The organism is Bradyrhizobium sp. CCBAU 65884 (genome assembly GCF_028128835.1).
In the GTDB taxonomy this organism is placed as follows: domain Bacteria; phylum Pseudomonadota; class Alphaproteobacteria; order Rhizobiales; family Xanthobacteraceae; genus Bradyrhizobium; species Bradyrhizobium ottawaense.
Genome location: NZ_LBJU01000098.1, coordinates 1 through 23599 on the forward strand (window position 1 = coordinate 1; position 23599 = coordinate 23599).

Here is a 23599-nt window from a genome sequence, read left to right on the forward strand (position 1 = left end):
ATCGATCGACTTGACCAATGGCCAACCTGTCAGTGATGTGTCCGAACAGGTGTCAGCCATGTCCCCGGACTAAACAGTGCAGCGGGTCGTAACGGGAACGAATCTTCCAACATTCGCATTGACCGGCCGAATGAGGCGGCATCCCGCGTTTCCGCGTCCGGCCCCAGAGCCGATGCCCCGCGCCCTTCATGATCGAGGCGCCGATGATCTGCGAGTTCTGTGAGACCGAGATCCCGATCGGCCTTTCGGTCTGTCCGGCTTGCGGGAAACCGCAGAGCGCGCCGGGACGAACCGACCGGCGCGCTCTGTGGTTCGTCCTGATCGTCGTGGTGATGTTCGGCATCGCCGTCGTCGAGCATCACCTTGTCTTCAGCCATTGATCGTTGCAGCATCGCCCGCCGCAACGACATCGCCAGCGCCTTAGACGGAGTCCTTGGCCACCTTCAGCGGCGAGGCCTTGACCGACTTGCTCGCCGGCTTGGCCGCGAACTGCATCGGCTCCTTGGTGAAGGGATTGACGCCCATGCGGGCTTCGGTCGCCGGCTTGTTCACGACCGACATCTTCACGAAACCGGGAATGACGAACTCGCCGGACTCGTTGAGCTCCTTGTAACCAACCGTCGCCATGTACTCGATCACCGACTTCACGTCGTTCTTCGAAAGCTGCGTGCCCTCGGCAATTGCATCAATCAATTGAGTCTTCGTCATCTTCGCCATGTCTGAATTCCTTTTGTGCGCGCGAGCAACTCTGCTGGGGACGCGGCCTGAAGCGCGGGGGCGCGCTGATTTCATGCCAGTGGTCATGAAGTGACGGGGCTTAGAACCCATCGAGGCCGAAAACGCAAGCAGGGGTTCTGCGGGGTTCCCTACTTCCTGTGAAGATGCCGCAGGACCTTCCGTTTTTCGCTTGAACCATTTTGCGGCTGGCGCGTCATATCATTGAAGTCCCCAAAGAAATCCCCAAGCTTCACCCCACCAGAAAGCCCCGCTTCCCCCAGGCGGGGTTTTCGCTTTTGGGGGCATGGTAGAACGGCCCGGCTGCCTATAATGGTCTGAAGGTTTCTCGTGGGGTGCTCATGAAGGTCGCTATCGTCATCGCAGGTTTGATCGTTGTGGCCGTCGCAGCCCTCGTCGCGATCCAGCCGAGCTTCCTGAAGCCTGCGTCCCTCGCCCTCGTGAAGAAGTCTGACATCTTCGGCTTCTCGCCCGGGATGACATTCGACGAGACCAGCAAGCTCGTCAGTCAACGCCGCTATCTCTGCCGCCGGAGCCGCGACTCCTACACCTTCGAATGCGACATCAACGGCGCCAAGGTCACGGTCGACAGCGAGGAGGCCGACGCCAGGCACCCGATCTGGCGCGTCAAGGCGGAGTTGAACAATCCGGGGGCGCAGGACGCCGCCGTCAAATCGATCTCCGACCAGTTCAACGCGCAGGCCATCAAGGACCGGGAGGGATGGACATGGATCGTCGGCCGCGGGCTCAAGCTGAGTTATGACGGCCTCACCTTGAACCTCGTGGACGAGGCCGCGGAGGCCCGGCTTCGCAAGGACGAAGCAAAGCGCTAGAGCGTGAAGTCACCTCGTCGTGAAACTTGTGGCTCGGCACGCCTTGTTGACACTTCAGTAACCCAACGCCGCCAAGCTCCGTTCAGTCTCGTTGCGTTGGAGTAACCCCACAGTGCTGGATTTTGACGAGCTGCGTGAACTCGCGGCTGATGTTCGTGTTTTCGTCGACGTCGCCGAGGACAAGGCCGAAGCACTCAGGGCCGTCATCGCGGCCTATGACGTGGTGCTGGCAATCTTCCCCACTGACGAGGGCATGGGCCTTCACGTCATCAAGGGCAAAGAGATCCTGGACAGGATTGCAACATCACGCAGCCATGCGATCTACAGCCACACGGCGATCGCGGTCCCCGACCTGCAACACGCCCAGGCGCTCAAGCTGCTGACGGCCCCGGTCGAACAACGCATCGCGGCCTGATCGAAGGCGGCGGCTCCAGCGGCCATTGCCGGGCGATGCTCTGCATCGCCGGGCGAACCCTGCGGGCCGAGCAGTTCGGCCCTCGCCCCGCAACTGACACCCCCACTCTTCAGCTAGTCGCGAAGCCGGTTGACGATCTGGAGCGGGATCCATGATCCCAGCACGATGACGATCGCAACGAGTGTGACCACGACATACTTCACCGGATTTTGCGAGGACGCGAGCGAACCTTCGAGCTGAAGGTGCGGCAGCATCGCGTCCATGCCCATTCCGATGAGCGCAACCGCAAGCAGGCCGCCAAAGGCGGCGGCGACGATGTTGACGACCCAGCCGATTGCGCCGCGTCCGTTCGACCAGGCCTCGTAAATCGCGACAGCCAGCACGACGAGGGCAAGCACCAGCATGAAGCTCATCGAGCCGCCGACGCTCGACGTCGGGCCGATGACCTCCAGCAGCACCACGGCCGCCACCGCAAGCAGTGTGATCGTCTTCACGACGCTCCCTCGTCAGTGCCCAAACAACAAGACCACAGAGCCGACCGCGATGCAGACAAGACCGAAGACGGCCGTCGCGATCTCGACGGCGTTTTCCAGGCCGAAGAACCTGACGACCGCGCTCCATGCGGCAGACAGGAGAATATCCACGATCGCGCTAAGCAGGGCATGAAGCATAGCAATTGGTCGCGCCGCCGGCGTTGGGGTTCGGTGACGGTGGATCAAATTCATCCGCCGTCGCCCCTCAGCATGAGCAGGATTACGGTGACAGTGCTGGCCTGCTCACCCGCAGGCTCTGCGGATTCGGTCCACGCTTGGCTGGTCTATTTCCACCAGCCGCTTCCCCTGGCGCGCCCGCCCCCTGCCCCTCCTGCCCGTTTCCTGCTATCTCCTGTCCCCGCCGTCCCGGCCCAAAGCAAAACCCCACCCGTTCCAGGGAGCAACAACCATGCGATACCTCCACACCATGCTGCGCGTGCGCAATCTCGATGTCGCGCTGAAATTCTATGTTGATGCTTTCGGGTTGAAGGAGGTGCGGCGGATCGAGAACGACAAGGGGCGGTTCACGCTGGTGTTCTTGTGCTCGGCGGACGATCTCGAGGCGCTGAAGACGCAACCGCAGTCGCGCGGCGCGCCGCTGGTCGAGCTCACCTGGAATTGGGACGAGGAGAAGTATGGCGAGGATCGCTTCTTCGGCCATCTCGCCTATGAGGTCGACGACATCTACGCCACCTGCGCACAGCTGATGAAGGCCGGCGTCACCATCAACCGTCCGCCGCGCGACGGCAACATGGCCTTCGTCCGTTCGCCGGACCTGCATTCGATCGAGCTGCTGCAGAAGGGCGAGCCGAAGCCGCCGCAAGAGCCCTGGGCGTCGATGCCCAACACCGGCCACTGGTAGGTTCGAGACGCTGGAACAAGCCCTCGCCGCCTGCGTTCACTCTCCGACAATGCGATTGGAGGAGAAAATCATGGGACGCGGAATTCTATTGTGGATGCTTGGCGTGCCGATCCCGGTGATCATCCTGTTGTGGCTGTTCTTCGGCCGCTGAGCGACGGGTTCAACTTGCCGGTTTGTTTTGCAACGAAAGCTCCGCCTCGGGCGGAGCTTTTTGCATGAGAGGCGCGCCGCAATCGCGCATCGCTCCGAACGGCGAATTCCGCTATCACCCGCGGCAAGCGACAACGCCGCGGGAGACGCTCCATGCCTAACACCAAGCTGACGATCTGGGGCCGCGCCAATTCGGTCAACGTGCAGAAGGTGCTGTGGTGCCTCACTGAGCTCGCTTTGCCCTATGAGCGTATCGACGCCGGCATGAGCTACGGCCGGACCCGCGAGGCCGACTATCTCGCGATGAACCCCAATGCGCGGATCCCGACGCTGGCCGAGGGCGACTTCGTGCTGTGGGAGTCCAACTCGATCATGCGCTATCTCTGCCTCGCGCATGGAAGCGGCACGCCGATCTACCCGGAGGCGCCGAAGAGCCGCGCATCGGTCGACCGCTGGCTCGACTGGACGCTGTCGACGGTGCAGCCGGTCGACCGCCCGGTGTTCTGGGGCATCGTGCGCACGGCGCCCGCCGAGCGCGACATGATCCAGGTGCAGCGCGATGCCGATGCCGCCGCCGAGGTCTGGGCGATCGCCGACCGCCTGCTCTCCTCGCGCCGCTTCATCGAGGGCGATGCGTTCACGCTCGCGGACATCGCGCTCGGCTCCTATGCCCGCCGATGGCTCGGCGTCGAGGGCATCACCCGGCCGGCACAACCGCACCTGACGCGCTGGCTCGCCGATCTCGGCAAACGGGCCGGATTTGCACAGCATGTCGCACCGCCGATGTCGTGAGCCGGCAGGACTGCATGAGCCGCGGTGAGAGCGCGATGAATCCGCGTTTCGGCGCAATCCTCCGGCGCCAACTCAGCACTTGACGCTACTGTGCATGGGGTTGTTTTCGCGTTTTTGCTTTGGCTCAGCGCCAGCCGCGCTCGACCAGCAGCACGCAGACGATCAGCACCAAGGTCACCACCGCGGTCGCCAGCCGCGCCGTCCAGCTCAGGCCGCGGCCGACCCACCACAGCAGCGCGCAATACATCAGCACGGGAACGATGAGGTCGAGGCGCAGCAGATCCACTGGCATGGGCCTCTAGCGCCTCACGGTGGTGTCGATGCTGATCGAGCCGCCGATCTTCACGCAGGTCCCGGTGCCCTCCACCATGACGAAGCGCGGGCCGTAAGTGGCGCAGGAGCCCGCTCGTGTCTTCCCGGCCGCACCCTTCAGCGGCACGGCCGAGCCTGCCTTCGGCTGCTCGGCAGGCGGCAGACGCAGGGCTTCCGCCGCGGCGGCGGACGTGGCGAAGAACGGGATCAGGATGAGGAGCGACACGCGCATGGCGGCCTTCTAGCCCGGACGGGCGCCGCGCGCCATCGGGGCGGCCGCGGCCGCGATCAGATGAACTTGATGCCGGCGGATTTGCCGCGGCGCCAGACCACCTGGCAGCTCCGCCCGGTGCGTGCATCGCGCGCGAAGGCGAGCCGGATCACGCCCGGGAGCTGGCTCGCGTCCTCGTCCAGCGTGATCTTGGCGCCGGAATCCGAGATGTCCTGGACCAGGCAATGCCGCGCGGCGAAGCCACCGTCGAGGGTGATCCAGGCATGCTGCGACAGCAGCTTGCGGGCTGCGCGCTTTTTCGGCGGTGGCATTGGCAAAGATCTCCCGCTCCAGCGCTACTCAGGGAACCCTAAGAAACCGTTGAAATCGCCTCCGGATCACCCCGGCGCCGGCGCTGTCCACCGGGGCCAAAAGACCGTCCCGGACGGCTTGCCGGGAGCCAGAAAGGCCACTATACGTTCGCCCGCTGCAAGCCGCCGGGCTCGACTCGGCCGGCCAGCGGCTGTGCCGGGGATAACGGCAGGGCCCTGCGTTTGCTCCCTTCGTCTATCGGTTAGGACGCCACCCTTTCACGGTGGAGAGAGCGGTTCGATTCCGCTAGGGAGCGCCAGTGCACGCGATGGCGCCGCACTGAGCCGCCACGACCGCCCGGCTGCAATTTCCGCCGCTCCCGCATGAACCTTCCCGCTGCTCGCCACCGACCAATGTCAGTTGGAACCGGTCCCATGGCACAGCGTATTCCCGAGATTGAAGGTTCGTCCGACACGTCCGCAATGACGCCGCGCCTTCCGCCATGGCTGAGCCAACCCCACCAGCATCCATCGGACCGGCGCGCCAAAATGCTGCAGCACATGGCGCGCGCCAGGTCGCTTGCGCAGCCGCAGCCAGATTCTGCGCCGGCCGCGCTCGTGCCGTCAGGCGAGAGCGCCAAGAACGTGGTCGGCGACCTCATTGGCCACGTTATCCTGTTCGGTATCCTCGCCCTGCTCTTCCAGTCGCGCATTCCGCTCTATCTCGGCGCGTTCGTCGTCCTGACCGACGGCGAGCGCATCGAAAGCGCGCTGGCAACGATCGGTATCCGCCTCGAGCCCGAAACGATCGGCCCCGACATCGTCAAGCGCTCGGCATTCTGGTTCGGCTGGTTCGCGTTGCTCGCCACTTTGAAAGGCTCCGTCCCGGCCTGGCTCGCGCCATGGATGCCTCCAGCCGAGTCGTGGTCTTTCATCGCCGGCATCGCCCTCCTGCTCGCCATCGTCGAAGCCTTCACGGCGCTGGCGATGCGGCGCGCGTTGCCGCCGCTGGGATTGCAGATCAGCTCGAACGGCCTGACATGGACGACGATCCAGTTCGCGATGGCCGTCAGCGCGTTGGCTTTGCTGGTGCTGTTCGGAGCTCTCTAGGCGCCGCCGCGCGTCGTTGCTTCACTGCGCCATCAATGACGATGTTGTGAGCTGGCCTGCAGCATAACGGGTCCTTATGCCGCGCTTTCCGCCGGGCGTGCGAAGCGCGCGTTTACCGGAAATTTACCCCTGCTCCAGTGCGCTGGTATCATTTGCTTAGAATTTGACCGCTACCGTGGAATTACGGAAGCAATCCCGAACATCATTGGCACCTCATGTCCGTCGCAGAGTTCCTCAGGCAGCGTGCAGTGGACGTCACGGTCAGCGGCAGCTACTCGCTGCCCCGCTGGTATGATTGCGAGGGCAAGCTGCGCAGCTTCGCCTGCCGCACCAAGCGCGTCTCGCCCTTCCGCATGATCGTGGACGTGCCCGTCGTCGGCAAGGTCGGCGAGCGCCTCACCTCCTACTTCCAGGATTTCGGCGAATTCCAGTGCACGATCAGCGCGACGCTGAAGTCGGGTTTCCTGATGGAGCTCGACATGACGCGGGCGCGGCGCGCCTGGATGTCGGAAAAGCTGACCTGGCTCGAGAAGAAGCAGAAGGACGCCAGCGTCCAGGAGCTGCGGAACGACGCGCGTTTCGTACCTCAGGCCTCGCACACCTTCCTGACGCTCGCCAACGGCAGCAGCCATCCGTGCTTCATCATCGACGTCTCCACGGCTGGCGTCGCGATCTCCTGCGAATACGATCCGCCGCTCGGAACCCCGCTTGCGGTCGGTGCTTGCGTCGGGCGCGTGATCCGCAAGTTCGAGCACGGGTTTGCGGTCAAATTCGCCGAAAAGCAGTCACGGGATGACCTCGTCCGTCTGATCGTCCGCACGCCCTTGCTGCAGTCGGCCTGAAGCCGGCCCGATCAATCTTAACTCTTTCTTAACTAAATACTGGAGATGGCGACCCCTGCGCGGTAGGGTGTGGCCCGGTGCGTCCGCAATCACTGCGGGCCTCGAGTATTGGAAGCCCCGGAATGTCCATCGCCGACGCCGAGTTCGCCCCGGCAGAGATCGCGCCGAACGCGCCCGTCGCACCGAAGCCGCAGCTCCCACCCGGCGTGGTCACCGAAGGGCCGCTGGTCCAGGCCAAGTTGCGCGAGAGCTATCTCCTGCTCGGCATCCTCTATGTGGGTGCGGTTGCCGGCATCATCTGGGCCGTGACGCAGGGCGTCGGCAAGGTCGAGTTGTTCACGTTCGCCTGGATGTTCGCGCTGACGACGTTCGGCATCGGTGCCGGCATGCATCGCCTGTTCGTGCATCGCAGCTTCCGTACCGGCCCGATCATGCGTGTCTTCTTCTGCGCCATCGCCCAGATGGCTGTGCAGGGCTCGATCGCCAAATGGGTCGCCAACCACCGCCGCCACCATCTCTACGCCGATGACGTCGGCGATCCCCACAGCCCGCAATTCGACGGCTTCGGCAATCGCTATGTCAGCGCGTTCAAGGGCTTCCTGCACGCCCAGGGCAGCTGGGTATTCGACCAGGCCACCACCGACAACGAGTACTATGCCAAGGATATCCTCGCCGATCCGATCGCGATGTTCTTCGTGCGCACGCGCTGGGTCTGGTACGGGATGTCGGCAGTCTTCATCCCCGGCGTGATCGGCTACACGTTCGGCGGCGTGCACGCCATGATCGGCTGCGTGCTGTTCTCCGGCCTGCTTCGCGCCTATCTGCTGATCCTCACCAGCCAGCTCACCGGCTCGGTCTGCCACGCCTATGGCTATCGCCGCTTCGAGGTCGACGACGCCTCGACCAACGAGTTCGTGACCACGATCCTCACCTTCGGCGAGGGTCTGCACAACAACCATCACCGCTTCCCGCGGGACGCCTACATCTCGCACGCCTGGTGGGAGATCGATCTCAACGGCCTGATCATCCTGGGCCTGGAAAAGATCGGTCTCGTCCACGACGTCTTCCACGCCTCGCACCGTCAGCTGGAGCGGGCGGCCGAAGCAGAGGCGGCCTCGACGGCACGCTGAATCGGCGGGCAGCGGCCACCGCCGGGCCGTCTTGCCCCCGCATCGCCGCCCTATCGCGGCCCCATTGCGGGATCAGCTTTTGATCGTCCGTGCCTCCAGGCCGGGCGTCATTTGCAGACTTGCGATCGGGGGACCGAATGGCAGTCGACAAAGTTACAGTGGACAAGATCACCTGGGACAGGGTCGGCCGGGTCACTGAGCCCGGACGCTACATGTACACTTTCGGCTGGCTCACCATCACCGCCGGCGATCTGGAGATCTGGAAGCTCTACCCGCAGGCCGCGTTCACGCTGCTGGCGCAACCGGGCGAAGCCGACACATCCCTCGGCGAGGAATTCCATCTCGGCGCCTTCGACGTTGCTCCCGGGGCGCCGCCGCCGCTCACCACACACTGAAAGCGGAAAGCGCCGGCCATTGCGGGAACGCATGGCATGGGCGTTGCTTTATCATCGCCATGGTACACATCCCCGCTGTCGACCAGGCCTTCCTGCTGGTGCTCATCGTCTTCTGCCTCGGCACCTGCCTCGTCCGCGCCTTCTGGGAGCTGGAGCAGGCGCGGACGCGCCGGCTCGCGTCGCCGCCCCGCAAGGGCCCGGCGAAGCGCGGCTAGCTGGCCTACCCCGCGCACGCCTGCGTCATGAATCGAAGAAACCTGCGCACTTCCTTGATCTGGCTTGCCAATCGCGTTCCAACCGCGGCCGGGCCGTCATTACTGTGGATGACGAACAGGTGCTGTCATGCAATTGATTACGCGTGTATTTTACACCGCCACGAGCCGTGGCGGATGAACGGAAGCTATCGCACTCATTAAGCGAGCCGACAGCAAGCGCATGACACATGGTCGCATCGGTGAATGTAGATAAGCGGATCAAGGGAACCTATTTTCGGCGCCGATGTACCTGATTGAAGCATTGCCCACCGTCATCGGAACGGCCGCCATCGCCCCGGCGCTGCTGATGCTGTGGCTTGTCATCGCCGCCGAAGAGCGCCCTGGCCCGCCGGCCCAGGTCTGGACTGCGTTCCTGTTGGGGGCGGCCAGCATCTCGCTGCTGGGCCTCGCCCGCGCCCCCTTCGCCAAGATGGTCGCGGCGCCCGACGACCCCTGGGCGGCGCTGGCCATGCATTCGATCTTCGGCGTCGCGCTGCCTGAGGAAGCCGTCAAGGTGATCGCCATCGTGGTGATTTCCTCGACCAAGCGGCGGACCTTTGCCAATCCGATGGACACCGTGGTCTATGGCGCCGCGGTCGGCCTCGGCTTCGCCGCTTACGAGAACCTCGCCTATCTGGTCCAGCACGCCGAGATGTGGCGCTCGCTGGCCGCCTTGCGCAGCGTGCTGACCGTGCCATTCCACGGCGCGCTCGGCATCATCGCGGGCGCCTACCTGACGATCGCGCGCGCCGGCACGGCGCTGGGCGCGAACCGGCACCATCGCGACTGGGCCCGCCTCTCCAGCCGCCTCCTGATGCTGGCCGGCCCGCTTGCGCTGCATTCGGCCTTCGACTTTCCACTGCTGACCCTGCAAAGAATGCCCGACCTCGATCCGACGCTGCGGATGTGGCTGGGCGCCTCCAGCCTCTTGATCGGCTTCAGCTCGATCGCCTTCGCCATCCGTCTGGTCCGGCGCGTCGCCCGCCACCACGCTCCCCGGACCGATGTCGCGCGGGAGCGGCTCAGCCAGCTCCGGCGGATGTGGGCGCTGCTGCTCGCCGGCGGCGGCGTCGGCTTTCTCGGGCTCGCCTTCGTGCTGACCTCGATCCATCACTGGCTTATCAACCCCGAGCGCAATCTGACGCTGGCCCTGATCCCGATCGGTTTCGTCTCGATCCTGCTCGGCCTGGCGCTTCTGATTGTCACAACGGCGATCTATGTTCTCGGCCGCAACCGCATCCGCACCAGCGCGGAGGGTTTTTCCTCGGCGCCCGGCGGCGGGTGAGCCGCGGGATGGCGAGCGCGCTGCGCGCATACTAGAACGATCTGGAGCCTGCCGATGACGTCACCTGAGGATTTTTCGCGGCTGCAATCCATGATGAGCCAGACGGTCAAGGCACACTGGAAGGCCTTTCTGTTCGAGGGCATCCTGCTCGCAATTCTCGGCGTCGCGGCGCTGATCCTGCCGCCGCTCGCAAGCCTTGCAATCGCGATCTTCCTCGGCTGGATGTTCCTGATCAGCGGTATCGGCGGGCTGATCGTGACCTATTGGGCGCGTAGCACGCCGGGCTTCTGGTGGTCGCTGATCTCGGCTGCGCTCGCCGTGCTTGCCGGCATGCTGCTGCTGGCCCGCCCGATGCAGGCCGTGCTGACGCTGACTATCGTGGTCGGCGCCTACTTCCTGGCCGAGGGCGTCGCTACTATCATGTACGCACTGGAGCACCGCCGCGAACTCAGCGGCCGCTGGTCATGGCTGCTGGTCTCGGGCCTCGTCGACATTGCGATCTCCTTCATGGTGATCACGGGACTGCCGAGCTCGGCGGAATGGGCCATCGGCGTCCTCGTCGGTATCAACCTCCTGTTCGGCGGCGCCAGCCTGATCGGCCTGGCGCTGGCGGCGCGCAACAGCAACACCTGACCCGCCTCGTCACCTGCCGCGCCGATTGGGGGGTGACAATCCGCCGATGGCGCGCTATATGCCCTCCATGATCACCGTCGCCACCAGCTATTTTTGGTACTTTAGCTACGACAGCTCGCTGGCGGCAGGAGGATCGCGCTCAATCTGAAAATTGCAGCAAACGTCCGAACAAGCCGCCAGACCTGGCGGCTTTTTTATTGGCCGGCAGGTTCGAAACAAACAGGAGCCCGCCGTGCTGAGCACGACCGACGATCTTCGTATCCGCGAATTGAAAGAGCTGAGCATGCCGGATGAGGTGATGCGCGAAGTCCCGCGCACGCTCACCGCGACGCGCGTGGTGATGGCTGCGCGTAACGCCATCCACGCAATCCTCGATGGCCAGGACGACCGCCTGCTGGTCGTGGTCGGCCCCTGCTCGGTGCATGACCCCAAGGCCGCGCTCGAATATGCCGAGCGGCTCGCGAGCTTGCGCGAGGAACTCGCCGACCAGCTCGAAATCGTAATGCGGGTCTATTTCGAGAAGCCGCGCACCACCGTCGGCTGGAAGGGCCTGATCAACGATCCCGATCTGGACGGCAGCTTCGACATCAACAAGGGCCTGCGGCTGGCGCGCAACGTGCTGTCGGCGGTGAACAATCTCGGCCTGCCCGCCGGCACGGAATTCCTCGACATGACGACGCCGCAATACATCGCCGACCTCGTGTCCTGGGCCGCGATCGGCGCACGCACGACCGAGAGCCAGATCCATCGCGAGCTGGCCTCGGGCCTGTCCTGCCCGGTCGGCTTCAAGAACGGCACCGATGGCAATGTGCGGATCGCGGCGGACGCCGTGAAGTCGGCCTCGCATCCGCATCACTTCATGGCGGTGACGAAGCTCGGCCGCTCGGCGATCGCCTCGACCGCGGGCAACGAGGACTGCCACATCATCCTGCGTGGCGGCAGCAAGCCGAACTATGATGCGGCAAGCGTCGCGGCCGCCTGCAACGAGCTGACCAAATCCGGTGTCGCGCCGCTGGTGATGATCGATGCCAGCCACGCCAATTCGAGCAAGAAGCCCGAGAACCAGCCGCAGGTGGCGGCCGACATCGCCGGCCAGATCTCAGGCGGCGAAGGCCGCATCATGGGCGTGATGATCGAGAGCAATCTCGTTGCCGGCCGCCAGGACGTCGTGCCGGGCAAGCCGCTCACCTACGGCCAGAGCATCACCGACGGCTGCATCGATTGGCCGACTACGGCGACCGCGCTCGAGCAGCTCGCCGACGCGGTGGAAATCCGCCGCAACGCCCGGCGCGCCGGACTTCAGGAGCGCTCGGCCTAGCTCATGGCGAACGCGTTCGCTCTCCTCACCTCTCCCCAACGGGGAGAGGTGAAAGGATCAGCAGCCGCGGCAGATGCTCTTGATCTTCCGATCGAGCTCCGCGTCTTCCTTGTTCGCGGGGGTGTTCGGATTGCTCAAATTCTTCTCGCTCGGCACGTCAGCCGCGCGCGGCTGGCGGTGACCGACCGGTGCCGGCAACACCGATCCAGAGGCTCCGCCGCTACCGCCGGACGTCGACCCCTTGGAACCGCCGGTCTGTGCTGCCGCCGCGCCGCCGAGCAAGACCACGAGCGATGCTGCCACCATGATCTTCTTCATTCTTGCTTCTCCATTCTCGAACCGGCGCGCTCTCCATCACCGCTCAGCTCTCGGGCGGATAGAGATGAACGTCGCCGCAATAGTCCACGATACGATAGCGCGTTTCGGCTCCCGCATCACCCGCATGAGGTGCGGTATTTTGCGGCGCCAGGACGTAGCTCGGCCCCACCGGGGATTTGCCGGCGCCGCCGGGAATGTCGATGACATAGTCCGGCTGACAAAGCCCTGACACCCGCCCGCGCAACTGCCGCATCAAATCCTGTCCTTCGGCAAGGGTCGTGCGAAGATGCGCGGTGCCCGGCGCGAGGTCGCCGTGATGCAGATAGTAGGGCTTGATCCGGCATTCGACGAAAGCTCGCATCAAATCCGACAGAGCGGCGATGTTGTCATTGACCCCGCGCAACAGCACCGACTGGCTCACCAGGGGAATTCCGGAATCGACGAGCCGCGCGCAGGCGGCGCGCACCGGTCCCGTCAGTTCGCGCGCGTGGTTGGCATGCAGCGCCACCCAGGTGGTCGCGCCCTCGACCTTGAGCGCCGCAACCAACTCGTCGCTGATGCGCGCGGGATCGGCCACGGGCACGCGGGTGTGAAGGCGGATGATCTTGACGTGATCGATTGCCGCGAGTTCGGCCATGATCTCGCCCATCCGGCGCGGCGACAGCATCAGGGGATCGCCGCCGGTCAGGATCACTTCCCAGATCTCGTGATGCGAACGGATGTAATCGATCGCCGCGCGATAGGCAGTGTCCGACAGCGCGCTCTCCTTGCCGGGGCCCACCATCTCGCGGCGGAAGCAGAAGCGGCAATAGACTGCGCAGACGTGAACGAGCTTGAACAGGACGCGATCGGGATAGCGGTGCACGATCCCCGATACCGGCGAGTGCGGATGATCGCCGATCGGATCGGCGTCCTCGCCCGGCTGCATCTCCAATTCGCTTGCACTCGGAACGAATTGCCGTGCGATGGGATCGTCGGGGGCGGACGTGTCGATCAGTTCGACCAACGCCGGCGTGATCGCCACCGCATAGCGTGCGGCAACGCGTTCGAGCGCCGGCAGCGCTGCTGCGGGCGCCAGACCTTCGGCGACGAGCTCAGCCGGCTCGCGCAGAGTGCGTGCAAGGTTCGTTTTCGTCATGTCTCACTAGACGCTTCAGTAGCAGGTGGCGTCCAAACCACCTGATCAATCCGCGATGCACCGCTTGCCAGCATCACCAGCCGGTCGAGGCCGAGGGCGACGCCGCTCGCCTCCGGCATTGCGGCGACCGCAGCCAAAAAGTCCTCGTCGAGCGGATAGGCTTCGCCGTAGCGGCGCTGCTTTTCCGTCATCGATTCCGTGAAGCGTTTTCGCTGCTCCCAGGCATCGGTCAGTTCCCCAAAGCCGTTGGCGAGCTCGACGCCGCAGGCGTAGACCTCGAAGCGCTCGGCAACCCTGGGATCGTCAGTCTTCACTCGTGCCAGCGCCGCCTCTGGAGATGGGTATTCGAACAAGATGGTCAAACGCCCCTGCCCCAGACGCGGCTCGACGTGCTCGACCAGCACCTTGCTGAAGATGTCGGACCAGGTGTCGTCCTCGGCCACACGGACCTTGCCACCGGCCGCCTCGGCGAGCGCGGCACGGTTACCCTCGCCGTCCCTGATTGTCGACAGCAGGTCGATGCCCGCGAAGCGTTCGAAGGCGCCCGCCACCGTCAGGAGTTCCGGCTCGGCGAAGGGATCGGCGGTCCGCCCCCGGAACGAGAAGGTGCCGATGCCGGTCGCCTGCGCCGCACGGGCGATGACGACGACGCAATCGGCCATGATGGCGTCATAGGAGGCGCCTGCCCGATACCATTCCAGCATGGTGAATTCGGGCAGATGAAGGTCGCCGCGCTCGCGGTCCCGGAACACCCGGGCGAGCTCGAAAATCCGCGTCTCGCCCGCCGCAAGCAGCTTCTTGCAGGCGAATTCGGGCGAAGTGCGCAGATACCGGAGGGCTCGGCTGCCGTCCGGCCGCATGATCTCGGTCCGGGGGGCGTGCAGATGGGTCTCATTGCCCGGAGACACCTGAAGAACGGAGGTTTCGACCTCCACGAACCCCTGCTCGGCGAAAAAGGCCCGTAGAGACCCGGTAATGGCCCCCCTGGCCTGGAGGAACGGCCGACGGTCGAGGTGCCGCCCGGGCGACCAGAACGGTGAGATGGGCTTGTCCCCAGCCATTACCCGACCGCCCCAGACCCGAGCAAAACGCTGGCATCTAACGGCAAAATCAGTATGTTGCGGCCCGAAACGGGCGCCGAGGTCCGATTTGAGGCCCCAAGTCCCCCATCGATTTGACCACGTCCTGGCCGGTGCCGGGCCAAGCAAGCAGGAAATATAGCTTTGAGAGTCATCGCCAGTTCTATTCGCAAAGGCAACGTGATCGAGCAAGACGGCAAGCTCTATGTCGTCGTCAGCGCCGAAAACATCCACCCCGGCAAGGGTACCCCGGTCAGCCAGATCGAAATGCGCCGAATCTCGGACGGGGTAAAGATCTCCGAGCGCTACAAGACCACCGACCAGGTCGAAAAGGCCACCATTGAAGAGCGCAACTACACGTTCCTGTATGAAGATGGCGACGGCTTCCACTTCATGAACCCCGAGACCTACGACCAGGTCCAGGTCTCCAAGGACGTCGTCGGCGACGCGGCCTCCTATCTTCAGCCGGACATGACCGTCAAGCTGTCGACCCACGATGTCAACGTGGTCTCGCTCGCGCTGCCGCAGCGCGTGACGCTGGAGGTGGTCGAAACCGAGCCGGTGACCAAGGGCCAGACCGCCTCGTCTTCCTACAAGCCGGCGGTGCTTTCCAACGGCGTGCGCACCACCGTGCCGCCGCACATCGCGGTCGGTACCCGCATCGTGGTCATGACCGAGGACGGCTCCTACTCCGAACGCGCCAAGGACTGACGGGGAACAGAGCGATCGCAGGTGCCGCCGGGGGGCGAGACAGTGGTTGGGAAGGGTTTCCGCTTCGTCTCGCTTCTTTTGGCGTCGCTTTCGCTCCTCATTGCCGCTCCGCTCGCTGCGGATGAATTCCGCAGCCCCTCGCTCACGGCCCTGCGCGTCGACTGGCGCGCAGCGCTCGACCAGCTCCGCACCGAGATCAACAGCCGCCCCCGCGTCGCGGACGATTTCATCTTCGCACCTCGCCGTTCGGTGCCGCGCTACGATCCGCGCGCGATGCCCGCCCTGGTGCAGCTCAACGCGGTTTCCTCGCGATTCTTCACCGGCATCACCCGCAGTCCCGTGCCGGTGCTGCTGCCGTTCGACGCCGCCGCTTACCTCGAGGCGCAACGCAGCGGCGCGACGGCGACGCTCGCGCTGTCGCGCTATCAGGCGGACTTCAATCCCGTCGACATGTTCGATGCCGGCCCCGCCGGCTACAGCGCGACTTTCTCGCTCGAGCCCGGCGCCGGCGACGGCATGCCGGGCCGGGTGTTCACAAGGCCGGTCGAAGTGCAGATCACGGGCTCGGCGCTCGTCTACGACATCGCCGATCCAGCCGGCGGCAAGGGCGAGCAGACCAAACCGCTCGCAGCACTCTACCCGGACCTGCGCAGGTTCATCCGGGAAGGCTATGTACGCTACGCTTTCACCCGTTTCGGCGTCGCCTATGTGGTGTCGATCCAGTGCCTCGACAGCGTCGCCAAGCCGCGGCGGCTGGCCTGCAAGGAAGCCTATCCGGTCGCCGAGCGCTTCCTGAGGGCCCTGCGCGTCGCGGGCGGCCAGCGCATGCGGCCATTGACGGACATTGCCTCCAACATCCTCGATCGCCCGACGGGCCGTTCGGCGGATTTCAGCTACCGGCCGAGCGGCGATATCATCCCGAACACCGGCTACCGCAAGCAGGGCGGCCATCCCGACGCAATGGCCTATGCACAAATCCGCTTTCCGCTCGAAAAGGCGCCCGCCTTCGTCCGCTCGCAATCCTATGCCAAGCGGGACAAGACGGAGAGCGCGACCGTCTATCCCTGGCGCGACAATTTCTGCGAGTCCCGCAGTTTCGAGGTCTGGCAATGCGCGGGCGGTTACGGCCATCAGGGCGAGGACATCCGCGCCGCCGACTGCCCGCCGCACGGCGAAGGCCGCGAGCCCTGCGATCCCAAGCAGCGCGGTGTCGTCGCCGTGCGCGACGCCATCGTGATCCGCGCGTCCAAGGACCAGGCCGCGACGCTTCAAGTCAACAGCCGCACCGAGCACATCCGTTTCCGCTACATGCACATGAATCCGCACGCAATGAACGCCGATGGCGTGCTCAATGGCCGCATCGTCACCGAAGGCGAGAAGATCGGTGTGATCTCGAATTATCTCGATCATCCCGCCGGCACCTCGATGCATCTGCATTTCGACGTGCAGGTGTTCACACGCGACGGCTGGATCTGGGTCAGCCCCTACGTCACCCTGGTCTCCGCCTACGAACGACTGATCCGCGCCCGCGGCCGGGAGGTCGGCCCGGAGATCGCGGTCACGTCGCAGCCGGTCGCCCATGCGCTGCCGGACGACGTGATCAAGCCGGATCTGCGCGAGGGATCGAGCGGCGAGGAGAATTGAGGGCTTGCTCGCTCCAATGAAGGGCGGTGCAAGAGCTTGTTGTCGCGCGCACCGCCGGCTCAAACAAAAACAGGGATCGGGGTGATGAGTGTCGGACTGATCGGTCTTCTCGACGATATCGCGGCGATTGCAAAGGTGGCAGCGGCCTCGCTCGACGATGTAGCGAGCCAGGCTGCCAAAGCGGGCGCAAAGGCGGCTGGCGTGGTCATCGACGACGCTGCCGTCACGCCGAACTACGTCATCGGTTTTGCCTCGAAGCGCGAACTGCCGATCGTCGGCAAGATTGCGGTCGGATCGCTGCGCAACAAATTGCTGATTCTGCTTCCCGCTGCCCTGCTGCTTGGTTATTTCCTTCCCACCGCGGTGACGCCGCTGCTCATGCTGGGCGGAGCCTTTCTCTGCTACGAGGGTACCGAGAAGGTGCTCGAAGCCGTGATGCCGCATCATGCGCACCACCACGAAGCCCAGCTCGAGCCGATCGCGCTGAATGTCCGGTCGGTCGAGGACGAGAAGGTCGCGAGCGCCATCAAGACGGATTTCATCCTGTCGGCGGAAATCATGGCGATCACGCTGGCGGCCCTTCCGGCGGGCACCATCTGGATGCAGGCGCTGGTGCTGGCGCTGGTCGGCTTCGGTATCACGGTCGGGGTCTACGGCGTGGTGGCCCTGATCGTGAAGGCGGACGATGCCGGGTTGGCCCTTGCGCGCTATGACGGCGCCTCCGTCATTGGCGCCGCGATCCGCTCGCTTGGACGCGCGCTGGTCCGCGGTATGCCCACCTTCCTGGCGGTGCTGAGCACCATCGGCACTGCCGCCATGATCTGGGTTGGCGGCGGCATCATCCTGCACGGCATCGAAAAATACGGCCCGCCGGTGGTCGGCCGCACGGTCCATGCCGCAACCGAGGCGGCCGCGCACGCCCTTCCATCCGTTGCCGGCATCATCGAATGGTCGGTCGAGGCAGCCATCTCAGGCGTGCTTGGACTGCTTGTCGGCGCCGTTGCGATTCCGGCAGTCCAATACGGTCTCTCGCCGGCATGGAAACGGCTGAGGCGATCGCAGGACCGCGCCTCCTAGCCGCCATCCGGGCGACGGGTGCGGGCTACTCCAAGAACGTCGTGAGCTGCGCGCCCTCGTCCGCCACGAACACCGCGATCAATTCCGCGGGCTCCGTCGCGCTGGCGTTGGCCGAGACCAGGTGCGTCGAGCCCGGCGGTTCGAAGAAGGACTGGCCGACGCCAAACGTCGCGACAGGACCGCCGCCGAGCTGGGAGCGGATCTCGCCCTTGGTGATGTAGGCGGTCACGGATCCAGCGTGACGATGCGGCCGTGAAAACCCGCCCGGACCATAGGTCACCCGCACGATGGTGACGCGCTTGCCCGGCACGTTCGGCAATGCGTAGGAGCCGATCGGTTCGACCTTGTCGAGCGGCGAGCTCTCCGCCGCCGTGGCGCAGAGCGGCGCCAGCGCGCCGGAGACGGCATCCATCGTCACCGGCAGCGCTTTGCCGATCGCCAGCGCACAGGCCAGCCCTGCAACGACGGCGAGCGCCGTCGAACGCGACGGCGCCGGACGCTGTACGGCAGATAAACTCATTGCTGTCATCATAACCTCCCTTCGTGCCGATCAGGATGCCGCAGCATTCGCGGCCACCGGCCGCGGCGCCGGCGTCCAGCGAAACGCAGCCCCAAAGCGATTCCAGACATTGATCGAGGCGACCGCCGAGGTCAGGTACATCAGCTCGGTCTCGGAGAACTCCCGGGCAGCTTCGGCATAGACGTCCTCGCTGACGCCGTCGGGCAGGACAGTCAGCGCCTCGGCCCAGGCCAGCGCGGCGCGCTCACGCGGCGAAAAGATCGGCGCCTCGCGCCAGACTGCGACCAAATGGAGCTTGTCGACGGGAACGCCGATCCGTTCCGACAGCAGGACATGATGCTGCACGCAGAAGGCGCAGCCGTTGATCTGCGAGGCGCGCAGCTTGACGAGCTCGAGAAGCTGCTTGTCGAGGCCGGCTTTGGCCGCAAGCTGGCCCAGCGCCAGCACCAGATCATAGACGTCAGGCGCGATCTTCTTGAAATCCTCGTATTCGCTACGGGCATGTGACATTGCCGTTCACCTCGTCTTATTGTATGAAGGCTTACATCTTATAAGAGCTCTTATATGTCACGCAAGTCCGCAGCCGCCGCAAGACCCAAAACCGCGTACAAGGCGACCGCACCTAGCGGCGACGTGCGTGTACCCGCGCCCGGAGAAGGCAAGCGTGGCGAGCAAGGTTATCTCGGCTATCTCCTGCGCCAGGCCCATGCCGCGGTCCGCCTGACGATGGAACGGGCGCTGGCGGATCTCGGCGTGACATCGCCACAATTCGCGGTGTTGACCATGCTCAACGCGTATCCGGGACTATCAGGCGCCGACGTCGCCCGCCTCACCTTCCTGACGCCCCAGACTGTCGGCGTCATCATCCGCAACCTCGAACGCGACGGCGCGATTCTGATGACGCCCCATCCAGTCCACGGCCGCATTCAGCAATGGACGCTGACGCCGCGCGGCGCGACGCTGCTGAAGGACTGCCGCGAGCGTGTGATCGCGCTCGAGAAGCGACTTACTCGGGGTTTGGATAGCAAAGCGGAAACGACAATCCGGCGCTGGCTCGCCGGAATTGCGACTGATTTACAGCAGGACCAGGTGGATTGACGTTCGTCTCTGGCGAAGCCCTACCCGTCCTTCAACGCGTCCTTGACGTCGCCGGCGGGCCAAGTCTCGGTCGCGGCGATCACCCGCACGCGGGATCGATCCGTGGCATTGACCAGCACGTGCGAAGTCACCCGGTCGCGGCTCGGCTCCAGGTGCAGAGTGGTTTCGGGCTTCCAGCTCAGCGTGATCGCCAGATCGCCCGGAAAAATCTGCCAGCGCGATCCGTCGTCGAACTCGACGACATGGCTTTCCGCATGCGCTTGTATCTTCATTCCACCTCGAATTCTCGATGACAGGCTGCGTGCGCGGAAGAGGCCCCGGCGATCAGCCGGGGCCTGCTCCGTTAGTCGTTGTCGTGATGAATCACGGTCTTTTCGCGATTGCCGAATTCATCCTGCTTCTTGATCACCGTGGTGCGATCAGAGGGCTCGCGCTCCCTGATGACGGTGGTGCGGTCGCGATCACGGTCCCGCTCGCGATACTCGTGGGACTGACCGACCGTCACACCGGCGCCGACCGGGCCGACGTGAACGCCGACTTCATCTGCGAACGCGGGCGTCGCGACGGCGGTGATCATGGCGGCGGCAAACAGACATGTCCTCATCATCTTTCTCCTCCTTCCGGATACGGAGTGAATGCAGGACTGCGACAGTTTGTTCCGACAGAAGCATGATCCCGGGCCGCGCAGAATCAGCCACGCGGCTGTTCCAGGAACCGACCCACACCGGCCATGTTTCGGGCTACAATGTGCCCATGACGCACGCTGATTCCTCCCTCCATCCGACTCGCCGCAGCCTGCTGCAATCGACGTTCGGTGCAGCCGCTCTGCTCGCATTCCCGACACGCGTCCTCGCCGCGCCTCCAGGCTTCGACGAATGGCGCGAGAGCTTCCGCGCACGTGCGATGGCCAAGGGCATTTCGGCCGCGACCTGGCAACGCGCGATGGGACGGGTCGAGCCCGACATGAGCGTGTTCAAGCAGATGCGCAGCCAGCCCGAATTCCACGAGCAGGTCTGGCAATACATCAATCGCCGCGTCTCCGACTGGCGCGTCATCAACGGCAAGATTGCGCTGAAGAACAACGAGGCGCTGCTGGCGCGCATCGAGCGGGATTTCGGTGTCGAGCGCGGCACGCTGCTGGCGCTGTGGGGCGTCGAGTCCGCTTATGGCGATCCCCTGGTGCAGCAGAACCACATGACGCCGGTATTTCCCTCGCTCGCCGCACTCGCCTGGAACGAGCCGCGCCGGAAGGCCTATTGGGAGACCGAGCTGATCAACGCGCTACGCATCGTCGACAAGGGCTGGAGCACGCCCGAGCAGATGCAGGGCTCCTGGGCCGGCGCGATGGGCCATTCGCAATGGATGCCGGAAGTCTGGCTCAATGTCGGCATCGACTATGACGGCGACGGCAAGGTCTCGCCCTTCGGCAAGCCCGACGACGCGCTGGGTTCGACCGCAAAATATCTCGTCAACCGCGGCAAATGGCATCGCGGCGAGCATTGGGGCTATGAGGTGCGCGCCGCCGGCAATATGAGCGGCAGCCGCACCTATGCGGCCTGGGCGTCAGCCGGCGTCACCCGCGCCGACGGCCAGCCGTTCCCGCAGCCCAACGCATCCGCGCAAATGTGGACGCCGGTTGCGGGCGGACCGACCTTCCTGCTCGGACCGAATTTCTACTCGGTGAAGAGCTACAACCCTTCCATGAACTATGCGCTCGCGATCTGCCATCTCGGCGACCGCTGCCTGGGGGCGCCGCCCTTCATCCAGCCCTTCCCGGGCTCCGAGCGCGCGCTGACGCTCGCCGAGGTGCAGGAGATGCAGACGCGATTGACGAAAGCCGGTTTCGACACCGGCGGCACCGACGGCCGGGTCGGCAACGACACCATGAAGGCGATCAAGGATTTCCAACAGCGCGCCGGCATCACGCCGGCGGATGGCTACGGCGGGCTGAAGGTGCTGGCCAAGCTGCGACAGGGATCGTAGGTACGCCGTCATTCCGGGGCTCGCGTAGCGAGAACCCGGAAGCCATTCCTCCGCATTGCTTGCTGCACGATAGATTCCGGGCTCGCGCCGAGTGGCGCGCCCCGGGATGACAGCCTGCCTCAGTGCCGGTACTGCGGCTCTTCAGCGTCCAGCTGCCTGCGGATCGCGGCGAGATGCAGCCGCGCGGATTCGGAATCGCCCTCGCGCATCTGCCTGTAGGTCTCGGCCGCGATCGCGGGATCGACCGGCAGCACCTTGCGGCCCGTCGACATCGCCAGCACCTGTACCTCGGCGGCGCGTTCGAGGTAATAGAGATCGTCCCAGGCTTCCGCGATGGTGGGCGCCAGCACCATCACGCCGTGATGCTTCATGAAGACGATGTCGGCATCGCCGACGGCGGAGGCGATGCGCGCACCCTCCCGATTGTCGAGCGCAAGGCCGTTGTAGTCGCGGTCGACCGCGGTGCGGCCGTAGAATTTCAGCGCGGTCTGGCCGGCCCAGATCAAGGGATCGCCTTCGGTCATCGACAGCGCCGTCGCATAGGGCATGTGGGTATGGAACGCGACCTTGGCGCGCGGCAGGCGCTTGTGCATCTCGGCATGGATGTAGAACGCGGTCGCCTCGGGCACGCCCTCGCCGTCGAGCACGTTGCCGTGGAAATCGCAGATCAGCAGCTTTGAGGCGGTGATCTCGCGAAAGGCATAGCCATAGGGATTGACGAGAAACAGATCGTCATGGCCGGGCACGACGGCGGAGAAGTGGTTGCAGATGCCTTCCTCAAAACCGTTGCGCGCCGCCATGCGGAAGCAGGCGGCGAGATCCTCGCGTGCGGTGCGAATTGCATCGGTGGCGAGGTCCGGCCGGTTCGAGCGGAATGGCGCTGACGCGGGTGAGGAAGCGTGGAGGCTGTGCGCCATGGCGAAGGACACCTCTGTCGGTCGAAAGCTACCTCTTGTACAGGGGCTGCGCCTGCGCGTCAGCCCCTGCGACCGCCGCCCTGCCCTGCGCGGCTCAGGCCCGCCGCGGCACGCCGCCGGCATTCATGCCGCCGTCGATGACGAGCTCGCTGCCGGTGACGTAGCGCGAGGCATCGGAGGCCAGATACAGCACGCCTGAGGCGATCTCCACCGCCTCCCCCGCGCGGGCGAGCGGCGTGACGACCTTGGCACGCTCCTCGGGATCGATCGGCGCGTTCTGGCCGGCGCCGGTCGCACCGGTCGGGATCTTGCCCCAGATCGGGGTATCGATGATGCCGGGATGCACGGAATTGACTCGGATGCCGTCGCCGGCCGCCGCGCATTCCATCGCGATCGACTTGGCGAACAGCCGCACGCCGCCCTTGGTCGCCGAATAGGCGGACAGACCCGGCGAACCTCGCAGGCCCGCGAGCGAGGACATCATGACGATCGAGCCGCCGCCATGCTTGCGCATCAGCGGCAGGCAATGCTTGACCGAGAGAAACACGCCGTCGAGATTGATCGCGTTCTGCTTGCGCCAGTCGGCGAGCGTCATGTCGACGATCGATGGCACGGCGATGCCGATGCCGGCATTGGAGACGAGAATATCGAGCCTGCCGTAGAGCTTGGCGATTTCGGCGACGATATCGATCCAGCGCTCCTCGCTGGTGACGTCCTGCTCCAGGAATATCGCCTTGCCGCCGGCTTTCGTCACGCGCTTGGCGAGCTCGGGCCCGCGCAGCTCATCGATGTCGGTGATGACAACAGTCGCGCCCTCGCGCGCGAACAGCTCGACGATGGCCTCGCCGATACCCGAGGCGCCGCCGGTCACCAGCGCGACCTTGCCCTCAACCTGCCCTGCCATGTTCACTCCCTTTTTTGTTGTTTGAGGCCGTTATCTTTTACGCATGATCTCTGCGCAAACGCGTTCCGCGTTTGTCGCATCAGATCTTG

The 23599-nt window shown here is 64.9% G+C and carries 33 protein-coding genes and 1 tRNA gene; 19 read left to right on the forward strand and 15 right to left on the reverse strand.

Annotation, left to right across the window (positions count from 1 at the left end; all coding sequences use genetic code 11):
- Positions 1–188 precede the first annotated feature (188 nt).
- Positions 189–380, forward strand: coding sequence for a hypothetical protein (locus XI03_RS08900; RefSeq protein WP_271591900.1), 192 nt, complete (start codon positions 189–191; stop codon positions 378–380).
- A gap of 40 nt (positions 381–420) precedes the next feature.
- Here the strand turns inward: XI03_RS08900 and XI03_RS08905 are convergent, their stop codons facing one another.
- Complete coding sequence (locus tag XI03_RS08905) at positions 421–717, reverse strand: HU family DNA-binding protein (protein WP_007591377.1); 297 nt, start codon at positions 715–717, stop codon at positions 421–423.
- Positions 718–1076: 359 nt separating this feature from the next.
- Between XI03_RS08905 and XI03_RS08910 the strand changes: the two genes are divergently transcribed.
- Together XI03_RS08910 and XI03_RS08915 are read left to right on the forward strand one after the other, a co-directional pair.
- Entirely contained in the window at positions 1077–1568 is a 492-nt protein-coding gene (locus tag XI03_RS08910) for a hypothetical protein (protein ID WP_271591901.1), read from the forward strand.
- A 112-nt stretch (positions 1569–1680) separates the two neighbouring features.
- Positions 1681–1983: a hypothetical protein gene (locus XI03_RS08915; protein ID WP_028144758.1), complete on the forward strand. Its 303-nt coding sequence runs from the start codon at positions 1681–1683 to the stop codon at positions 1981–1983.
- Positions 1984–2096: 113 nt separating this feature from the next.
- Here XI03_RS08915 and XI03_RS08920 read toward each other — a convergent pair whose 3' ends face one another.
- Positions 2097–2477 carry a hypothetical protein gene (locus tag XI03_RS08920; protein ID WP_271591902.1) on the reverse strand — a complete coding sequence of 127 codons (381 nt, stop codon included), beginning with the start codon at positions 2475–2477 and terminating at the stop codon, positions 2097–2099.
- A 12-nt stretch (positions 2478–2489) separates the two neighbouring features.
- Positions 2490–2708: a hypothetical protein gene (locus XI03_RS08925; RefSeq protein WP_271591903.1), complete on the reverse strand. Its 219-nt coding sequence runs from the start codon at positions 2706–2708 to the stop codon at positions 2490–2492.
- Positions 2709–2925: 217 nt separating this feature from the next.
- On the opposite strand from XI03_RS08925, the gene XI03_RS08930 reads away from it, so the two are divergent.
- Together XI03_RS08930 and XI03_RS08935 are read left to right on the forward strand one after the other, a co-directional pair.
- The gene (locus tag XI03_RS08930) at positions 2926–3378 is read left to right on the forward strand and encodes a VOC family protein (protein ID WP_028144760.1); all 453 of its coding nucleotides are present in this window, start codon (positions 2926–2928) and stop codon (positions 3376–3378) included.
- A gap of 303 nt (positions 3379–3681) precedes the next feature.
- On the forward strand, positions 3682–4320 hold the full coding sequence (locus XI03_RS08935) for a glutathione S-transferase family protein (protein ID WP_271591904.1): 639 nt from the start codon (positions 3682–3684) through the stop codon (positions 4318–4320).
- Between the two features lie 124 nt (positions 4321–4444).
- Here the strand turns inward: XI03_RS08935 and XI03_RS08940 are convergent, their stop codons facing one another.
- Genes XI03_RS08940 through XI03_RS08950 form a run of 3 tightly spaced genes read right to left on the reverse strand, consistent with a single transcriptional unit; the run spans position 4445 to position 5175 of the window.
- A complete protein-coding gene (locus XI03_RS08940; RefSeq protein ID WP_085967565.1) occupies positions 4445–4612 on the reverse strand; it encodes a hypothetical protein in 168 nt (55 codons plus the stop codon).
- A gap of 6 nt (positions 4613–4618) precedes the next feature.
- The gene (locus XI03_RS08945; protein ID WP_271591905.1) at positions 4619–4864 is read right to left on the reverse strand and encodes a hypothetical protein; all 246 of its coding nucleotides are present in this window, start codon (positions 4862–4864) and stop codon (positions 4619–4621) included.
- A 56-nt stretch (positions 4865–4920) separates the two neighbouring features.
- Positions 4921–5175 carry a PilZ domain-containing protein gene (locus XI03_RS08950; protein ID WP_018323099.1) on the reverse strand — a complete coding sequence of 85 codons (255 nt, stop codon included), beginning with the start codon at positions 5173–5175 and terminating at the stop codon, positions 4921–4923.
- A gap of 224 nt (positions 5176–5399) precedes the next feature.
- On the opposite strand from XI03_RS08950, the gene XI03_RS08955 reads away from it, so the two are divergent.
- The 9 genes from XI03_RS08955 (at position 5400) to XI03_RS08995 (ending at position 12121) form a co-directional block, all read left to right on the forward strand.
- Positions 5400–5474: transfer RNA gene (locus XI03_RS08955), tRNA-Glu, on the forward strand.
- A 229-nt stretch (positions 5475–5703) separates the two neighbouring features.
- A complete protein-coding gene (locus tag XI03_RS08960) occupies positions 5704–6264 on the forward strand; it encodes a hypothetical protein (protein ID WP_271591906.1) in 561 nt (186 codons plus the stop codon).
- A gap of 215 nt (positions 6265–6479) precedes the next feature.
- Positions 6480–7106 (forward strand): PilZ domain-containing protein, encoded by a 627-nt coding sequence (locus tag XI03_RS08965; protein ID WP_271591907.1) that lies wholly within the window; start codon positions 6480–6482, stop codon positions 7104–7106.
- Between the two features lie 122 nt (positions 7107–7228).
- On the forward strand, positions 7229–8236 hold the full coding sequence (locus XI03_RS08970) for an acyl-CoA desaturase (protein WP_095424213.1): 1008 nt from the start codon (positions 7229–7231) through the stop codon (positions 8234–8236).
- A 137-nt stretch (positions 8237–8373) separates the two neighbouring features.
- Positions 8374–8631 carry a hypothetical protein gene (locus XI03_RS08975; protein ID WP_271591908.1) on the forward strand — a complete coding sequence of 86 codons (258 nt, stop codon included), beginning with the start codon at positions 8374–8376 and terminating at the stop codon, positions 8629–8631.
- Between the two features lie 59 nt (positions 8632–8690).
- The gene (locus XI03_RS08980) at positions 8691–8846 is read left to right on the forward strand and encodes a hypothetical protein (protein WP_271591909.1); all 156 of its coding nucleotides are present in this window, start codon (positions 8691–8693) and stop codon (positions 8844–8846) included.
- A gap of 283 nt (positions 8847–9129) precedes the next feature.
- Entirely contained in the window at positions 9130–10170 is a 1041-nt protein-coding gene (locus XI03_RS08985) for a PrsW family glutamic-type intramembrane protease (protein WP_028144767.1), read from the forward strand.
- 54 nt (positions 10171–10224) lie between these two features.
- Complete coding sequence (locus XI03_RS08990) at positions 10225–10803, forward strand: HdeD family acid-resistance protein (RefSeq protein ID WP_028144768.1); 579 nt, start codon at positions 10225–10227, stop codon at positions 10801–10803.
- A gap of 232 nt (positions 10804–11035) precedes the next feature.
- Positions 11036–12121 (forward strand): 3-deoxy-7-phosphoheptulonate synthase, encoded by a 1086-nt coding sequence (locus tag XI03_RS08995; protein WP_271591910.1) that lies wholly within the window; start codon positions 11036–11038, stop codon positions 12119–12121.
- A 57-nt stretch (positions 12122–12178) separates the two neighbouring features.
- Here the strand turns inward: XI03_RS08995 and XI03_RS09000 are convergent, their stop codons facing one another.
- The 3 genes from XI03_RS09000 to epmA are packed head-to-tail and all read right to left on the reverse strand — an operon-like array spanning position 12179 to position 14638.
- Positions 12179–12439: a hypothetical protein gene (locus XI03_RS09000; protein WP_028144770.1), complete on the reverse strand. Its 261-nt coding sequence runs from the start codon at positions 12437–12439 to the stop codon at positions 12179–12181.
- A 43-nt stretch (positions 12440–12482) separates the two neighbouring features.
- Positions 12483–13577, reverse strand: a complete 1095-nt coding sequence (locus XI03_RS09005) for a lysine-2,3-aminomutase-like protein (RefSeq protein ID WP_271591911.1) — start codon at positions 13575–13577, stop codon at positions 12483–12485.
- Complete coding sequence (gene epmA / locus XI03_RS09010; protein WP_152103007.1) at positions 13574–14638, reverse strand: EF-P lysine aminoacylase EpmA; 1065 nt, start codon at positions 14636–14638, stop codon at positions 13574–13576. The genes XI03_RS09005 and epmA overlap by 4 nt, the downstream gene beginning before the upstream one ends.
- 162 nt (positions 14639–14800) lie before the next feature.
- Here epmA and efp point away from each other — a divergent pair, with 162 nt between their 5' ends.
- The 3 genes from efp to XI03_RS09025 all read left to right on the forward strand — a co-directional run bounded on the left by efp (position 14801) and on the right by XI03_RS09025 (position 18088).
- Complete coding sequence (gene efp / locus XI03_RS09015) at positions 14801–15367, forward strand: elongation factor P (protein ID WP_018323088.1); 567 nt, start codon at positions 14801–14803, stop codon at positions 15365–15367.
- 21 nt (positions 15368–15388) lie between these two features.
- A complete protein-coding gene (locus XI03_RS09020) occupies positions 15389–17011 on the forward strand; it encodes a M23 family peptidase (RefSeq protein ID WP_271591912.1) in 1623 nt (540 codons plus the stop codon).
- Between the two features lie 84 nt (positions 17012–17095).
- Entirely contained in the window at positions 17096–18088 is a 993-nt protein-coding gene (locus XI03_RS09025; protein ID WP_271591913.1) for a DUF808 domain-containing protein, read from the forward strand.
- A 25-nt stretch (positions 18089–18113) separates the two neighbouring features.
- On the opposite strand, the gene XI03_RS09030 is transcribed toward XI03_RS09025, so the two are convergent.
- Both XI03_RS09030 and XI03_RS09035 read right to left on the reverse strand, forming a co-directional pair.
- Positions 18114–18617: a cupin domain-containing protein gene (locus tag XI03_RS09030; protein ID WP_028144775.1), complete on the reverse strand. Its 504-nt coding sequence runs from the start codon at positions 18615–18617 to the stop codon at positions 18114–18116.
- Positions 18618–18638: 21 nt separating this feature from the next.
- Positions 18639–19118, reverse strand: coding sequence for a carboxymuconolactone decarboxylase family protein (locus XI03_RS09035; RefSeq protein ID WP_179730550.1), 480 nt, complete (start codon positions 19116–19118; stop codon positions 18639–18641).
- A 54-nt stretch (positions 19119–19172) separates the two neighbouring features.
- On the opposite strand from XI03_RS09035, the gene XI03_RS09040 reads away from it, so the two are divergent.
- The gene (locus XI03_RS09040) at positions 19173–19706 is read left to right on the forward strand and encodes a MarR family winged helix-turn-helix transcriptional regulator (RefSeq protein ID WP_028144777.1); all 534 of its coding nucleotides are present in this window, start codon (positions 19173–19175) and stop codon (positions 19704–19706) included.
- 20 nt (positions 19707–19726) lie between these two features.
- On the opposite strand, the gene XI03_RS09045 is transcribed toward XI03_RS09040, so the two are convergent.
- Together XI03_RS09045 and XI03_RS09050 are read right to left on the reverse strand one after the other, a co-directional pair.
- Entirely contained in the window at positions 19727–19978 is a 252-nt protein-coding gene (locus XI03_RS09045) for a hypothetical protein (RefSeq protein WP_271591914.1), read from the reverse strand.
- A 71-nt stretch (positions 19979–20049) separates the two neighbouring features.
- Positions 20050–20310 (reverse strand): hypothetical protein, encoded by a 261-nt coding sequence (locus tag XI03_RS09050; RefSeq protein ID WP_212476054.1) that lies wholly within the window; start codon positions 20308–20310, stop codon positions 20050–20052.
- Between the two features lie 149 nt (positions 20311–20459).
- On the opposite strand from XI03_RS09050, the gene XI03_RS09055 reads away from it, so the two are divergent.
- Positions 20460–21689 carry a lytic murein transglycosylase gene (locus tag XI03_RS09055; protein ID WP_038970225.1) on the forward strand — a complete coding sequence of 410 codons (1230 nt, stop codon included), beginning with the start codon at positions 20460–20462 and terminating at the stop codon, positions 21687–21689.
- 119 nt (positions 21690–21808) lie between these two features.
- Here XI03_RS09055 and XI03_RS09060 read toward each other — a convergent pair whose 3' ends face one another.
- Together XI03_RS09060 and XI03_RS09065 are read right to left on the reverse strand one after the other, a co-directional pair.
- A complete protein-coding gene (locus XI03_RS09060; RefSeq protein ID WP_271591916.1) occupies positions 21809–22606 on the reverse strand; it encodes an aldolase in 798 nt (265 codons plus the stop codon).
- A gap of 94 nt (positions 22607–22700) precedes the next feature.
- Positions 22701–23510, reverse strand: a complete 810-nt coding sequence (locus XI03_RS09065) for an SDR family NAD(P)-dependent oxidoreductase (RefSeq protein ID WP_161966455.1) — start codon at positions 23508–23510, stop codon at positions 22701–22703.
- Positions 23511–23599: the final 89 nt, after the last annotated feature.

What these genes read in the sequence shown, in the direction of transcription:
- XI03_RS08900 (WP_271591900.1), top strand. Translation starts at nt 189, where the DNA reads ATGATCGAGGCGCCGATGATCTGCGAGTTCTGTGAGACCGAGATCCCG.
- XI03_RS08905 (WP_007591377.1), bottom strand. Translation starts at nt 717, where the DNA reads ATGGCGAAGATGACGAAGACTCAATTGATTGATGCAATTGCCGAGGGC.
- XI03_RS08910 (WP_271591901.1), top strand. Translation starts at nt 1,077, where the DNA reads ATGAAGGTCGCTATCGTCATCGCAGGTTTGATCGTTGTGGCCGTCGCA.
- XI03_RS08925 (WP_271591903.1), bottom strand. Translation starts at nt 2,708, where the DNA reads ATGAATTTGATCCACCGTCACCGAACCCCAACGCCGGCGGCGCGACCA.
- XI03_RS08930 (WP_028144760.1), top strand. Translation starts at nt 2,926, where the DNA reads ATGCGATACCTCCACACCATGCTGCGCGTGCGCAATCTCGATGTCGCG.
- XI03_RS08935 (WP_271591904.1), top strand. Translation starts at nt 3,682, where the DNA reads ATGCCTAACACCAAGCTGACGATCTGGGGCCGCGCCAATTCGGTCAAC.
- XI03_RS08940 (WP_085967565.1), bottom strand. Translation starts at nt 4,612, where the DNA reads ATGCCAGTGGATCTGCTGCGCCTCGACCTCATCGTTCCCGTGCTGATG.
- XI03_RS08945 (WP_271591905.1), bottom strand. Translation starts at nt 4,864, where the DNA reads ATGCGCGTGTCGCTCCTCATCCTGATCCCGTTCTTCGCCACGTCCGCC.
- XI03_RS08950 (WP_018323099.1), bottom strand. Translation starts at nt 5,175, where the DNA reads ATGCCACCGCCGAAAAAGCGCGCAGCCCGCAAGCTGCTGTCGCAGCAT.
- XI03_RS08960 (WP_271591906.1), top strand. Translation starts at nt 5,704, where the DNA reads ATGCTGCAGCACATGGCGCGCGCCAGGTCGCTTGCGCAGCCGCAGCCA.
- XI03_RS08965 (WP_271591907.1), top strand. Translation starts at nt 6,480, where the DNA reads ATGTCCGTCGCAGAGTTCCTCAGGCAGCGTGCAGTGGACGTCACGGTC.
- XI03_RS08970 (WP_095424213.1), top strand. Translation starts at nt 7,229, where the DNA reads ATGTCCATCGCCGACGCCGAGTTCGCCCCGGCAGAGATCGCGCCGAAC.
- XI03_RS08975 (WP_271591908.1), top strand. Translation starts at nt 8,374, where the DNA reads ATGGCAGTCGACAAAGTTACAGTGGACAAGATCACCTGGGACAGGGTC.
- XI03_RS08980 (WP_271591909.1), top strand. Translation starts at nt 8,691, where the DNA reads ATGGTACACATCCCCGCTGTCGACCAGGCCTTCCTGCTGGTGCTCATC.
- XI03_RS08985 (WP_028144767.1), top strand. Translation starts at nt 9,130, where the DNA reads ATGTACCTGATTGAAGCATTGCCCACCGTCATCGGAACGGCCGCCATC.
- XI03_RS08990 (WP_028144768.1), top strand. Translation starts at nt 10,225, where the DNA reads ATGACGTCACCTGAGGATTTTTCGCGGCTGCAATCCATGATGAGCCAG.
- XI03_RS09000 (WP_028144770.1), bottom strand. Translation starts at nt 12,439, where the DNA reads ATGAAGAAGATCATGGTGGCAGCATCGCTCGTGGTCTTGCTCGGCGGC.
- XI03_RS09005 (WP_271591911.1), bottom strand. Translation starts at nt 13,577, where the DNA reads ATGACGAAAACGAACCTTGCACGCACTCTGCGCGAGCCGGCTGAGCTC.
- epmA (WP_152103007.1), bottom strand. Translation starts at nt 14,638, where the DNA reads ATGGCTGGGGACAAGCCCATCTCACCGTTCTGGTCGCCCGGGCGGCAC.
- XI03_RS09025 (WP_271591913.1), top strand. Translation starts at nt 17,096, where the DNA reads ATGAGTGTCGGACTGATCGGTCTTCTCGACGATATCGCGGCGATTGCA.
- XI03_RS09030 (WP_028144775.1), bottom strand. Translation starts at nt 18,617, where the DNA reads ATGACAGCAATGAGTTTATCTGCCGTACAGCGTCCGGCGCCGTCGCGT.
- XI03_RS09035 (WP_179730550.1), bottom strand. Translation starts at nt 19,118, where the DNA reads ATGTCACATGCCCGTAGCGAATACGAGGATTTCAAGAAGATCGCGCCT.
- XI03_RS09040 (WP_028144777.1), top strand. Translation starts at nt 19,173, where the DNA reads ATGTCACGCAAGTCCGCAGCCGCCGCAAGACCCAAAACCGCGTACAAG.
- XI03_RS09045 (WP_271591914.1), bottom strand. Translation starts at nt 19,978, where the DNA reads ATGAAGATACAAGCGCATGCGGAAAGCCATGTCGTCGAGTTCGACGAC.
- XI03_RS09050 (WP_212476054.1), bottom strand. Translation starts at nt 20,310, where the DNA reads ATGAGGACATGTCTGTTTGCCGCCGCCATGATCACCGCCGTCGCGACG.
- XI03_RS09055 (WP_038970225.1), top strand. Translation starts at nt 20,460, where the DNA reads ATGACGCACGCTGATTCCTCCCTCCATCCGACTCGCCGCAGCCTGCTG.
- XI03_RS09060 (WP_271591916.1), bottom strand. Translation starts at nt 22,606, where the DNA reads ATGGCGCACAGCCTCCACGCTTCCTCACCCGCGTCAGCGCCATTCCGC.
- XI03_RS09065 (WP_161966455.1), bottom strand. Translation starts at nt 23,510, where the DNA reads ATGGCAGGGCAGGTTGAGGGCAAGGTCGCGCTGGTGACCGGCGGCGCC.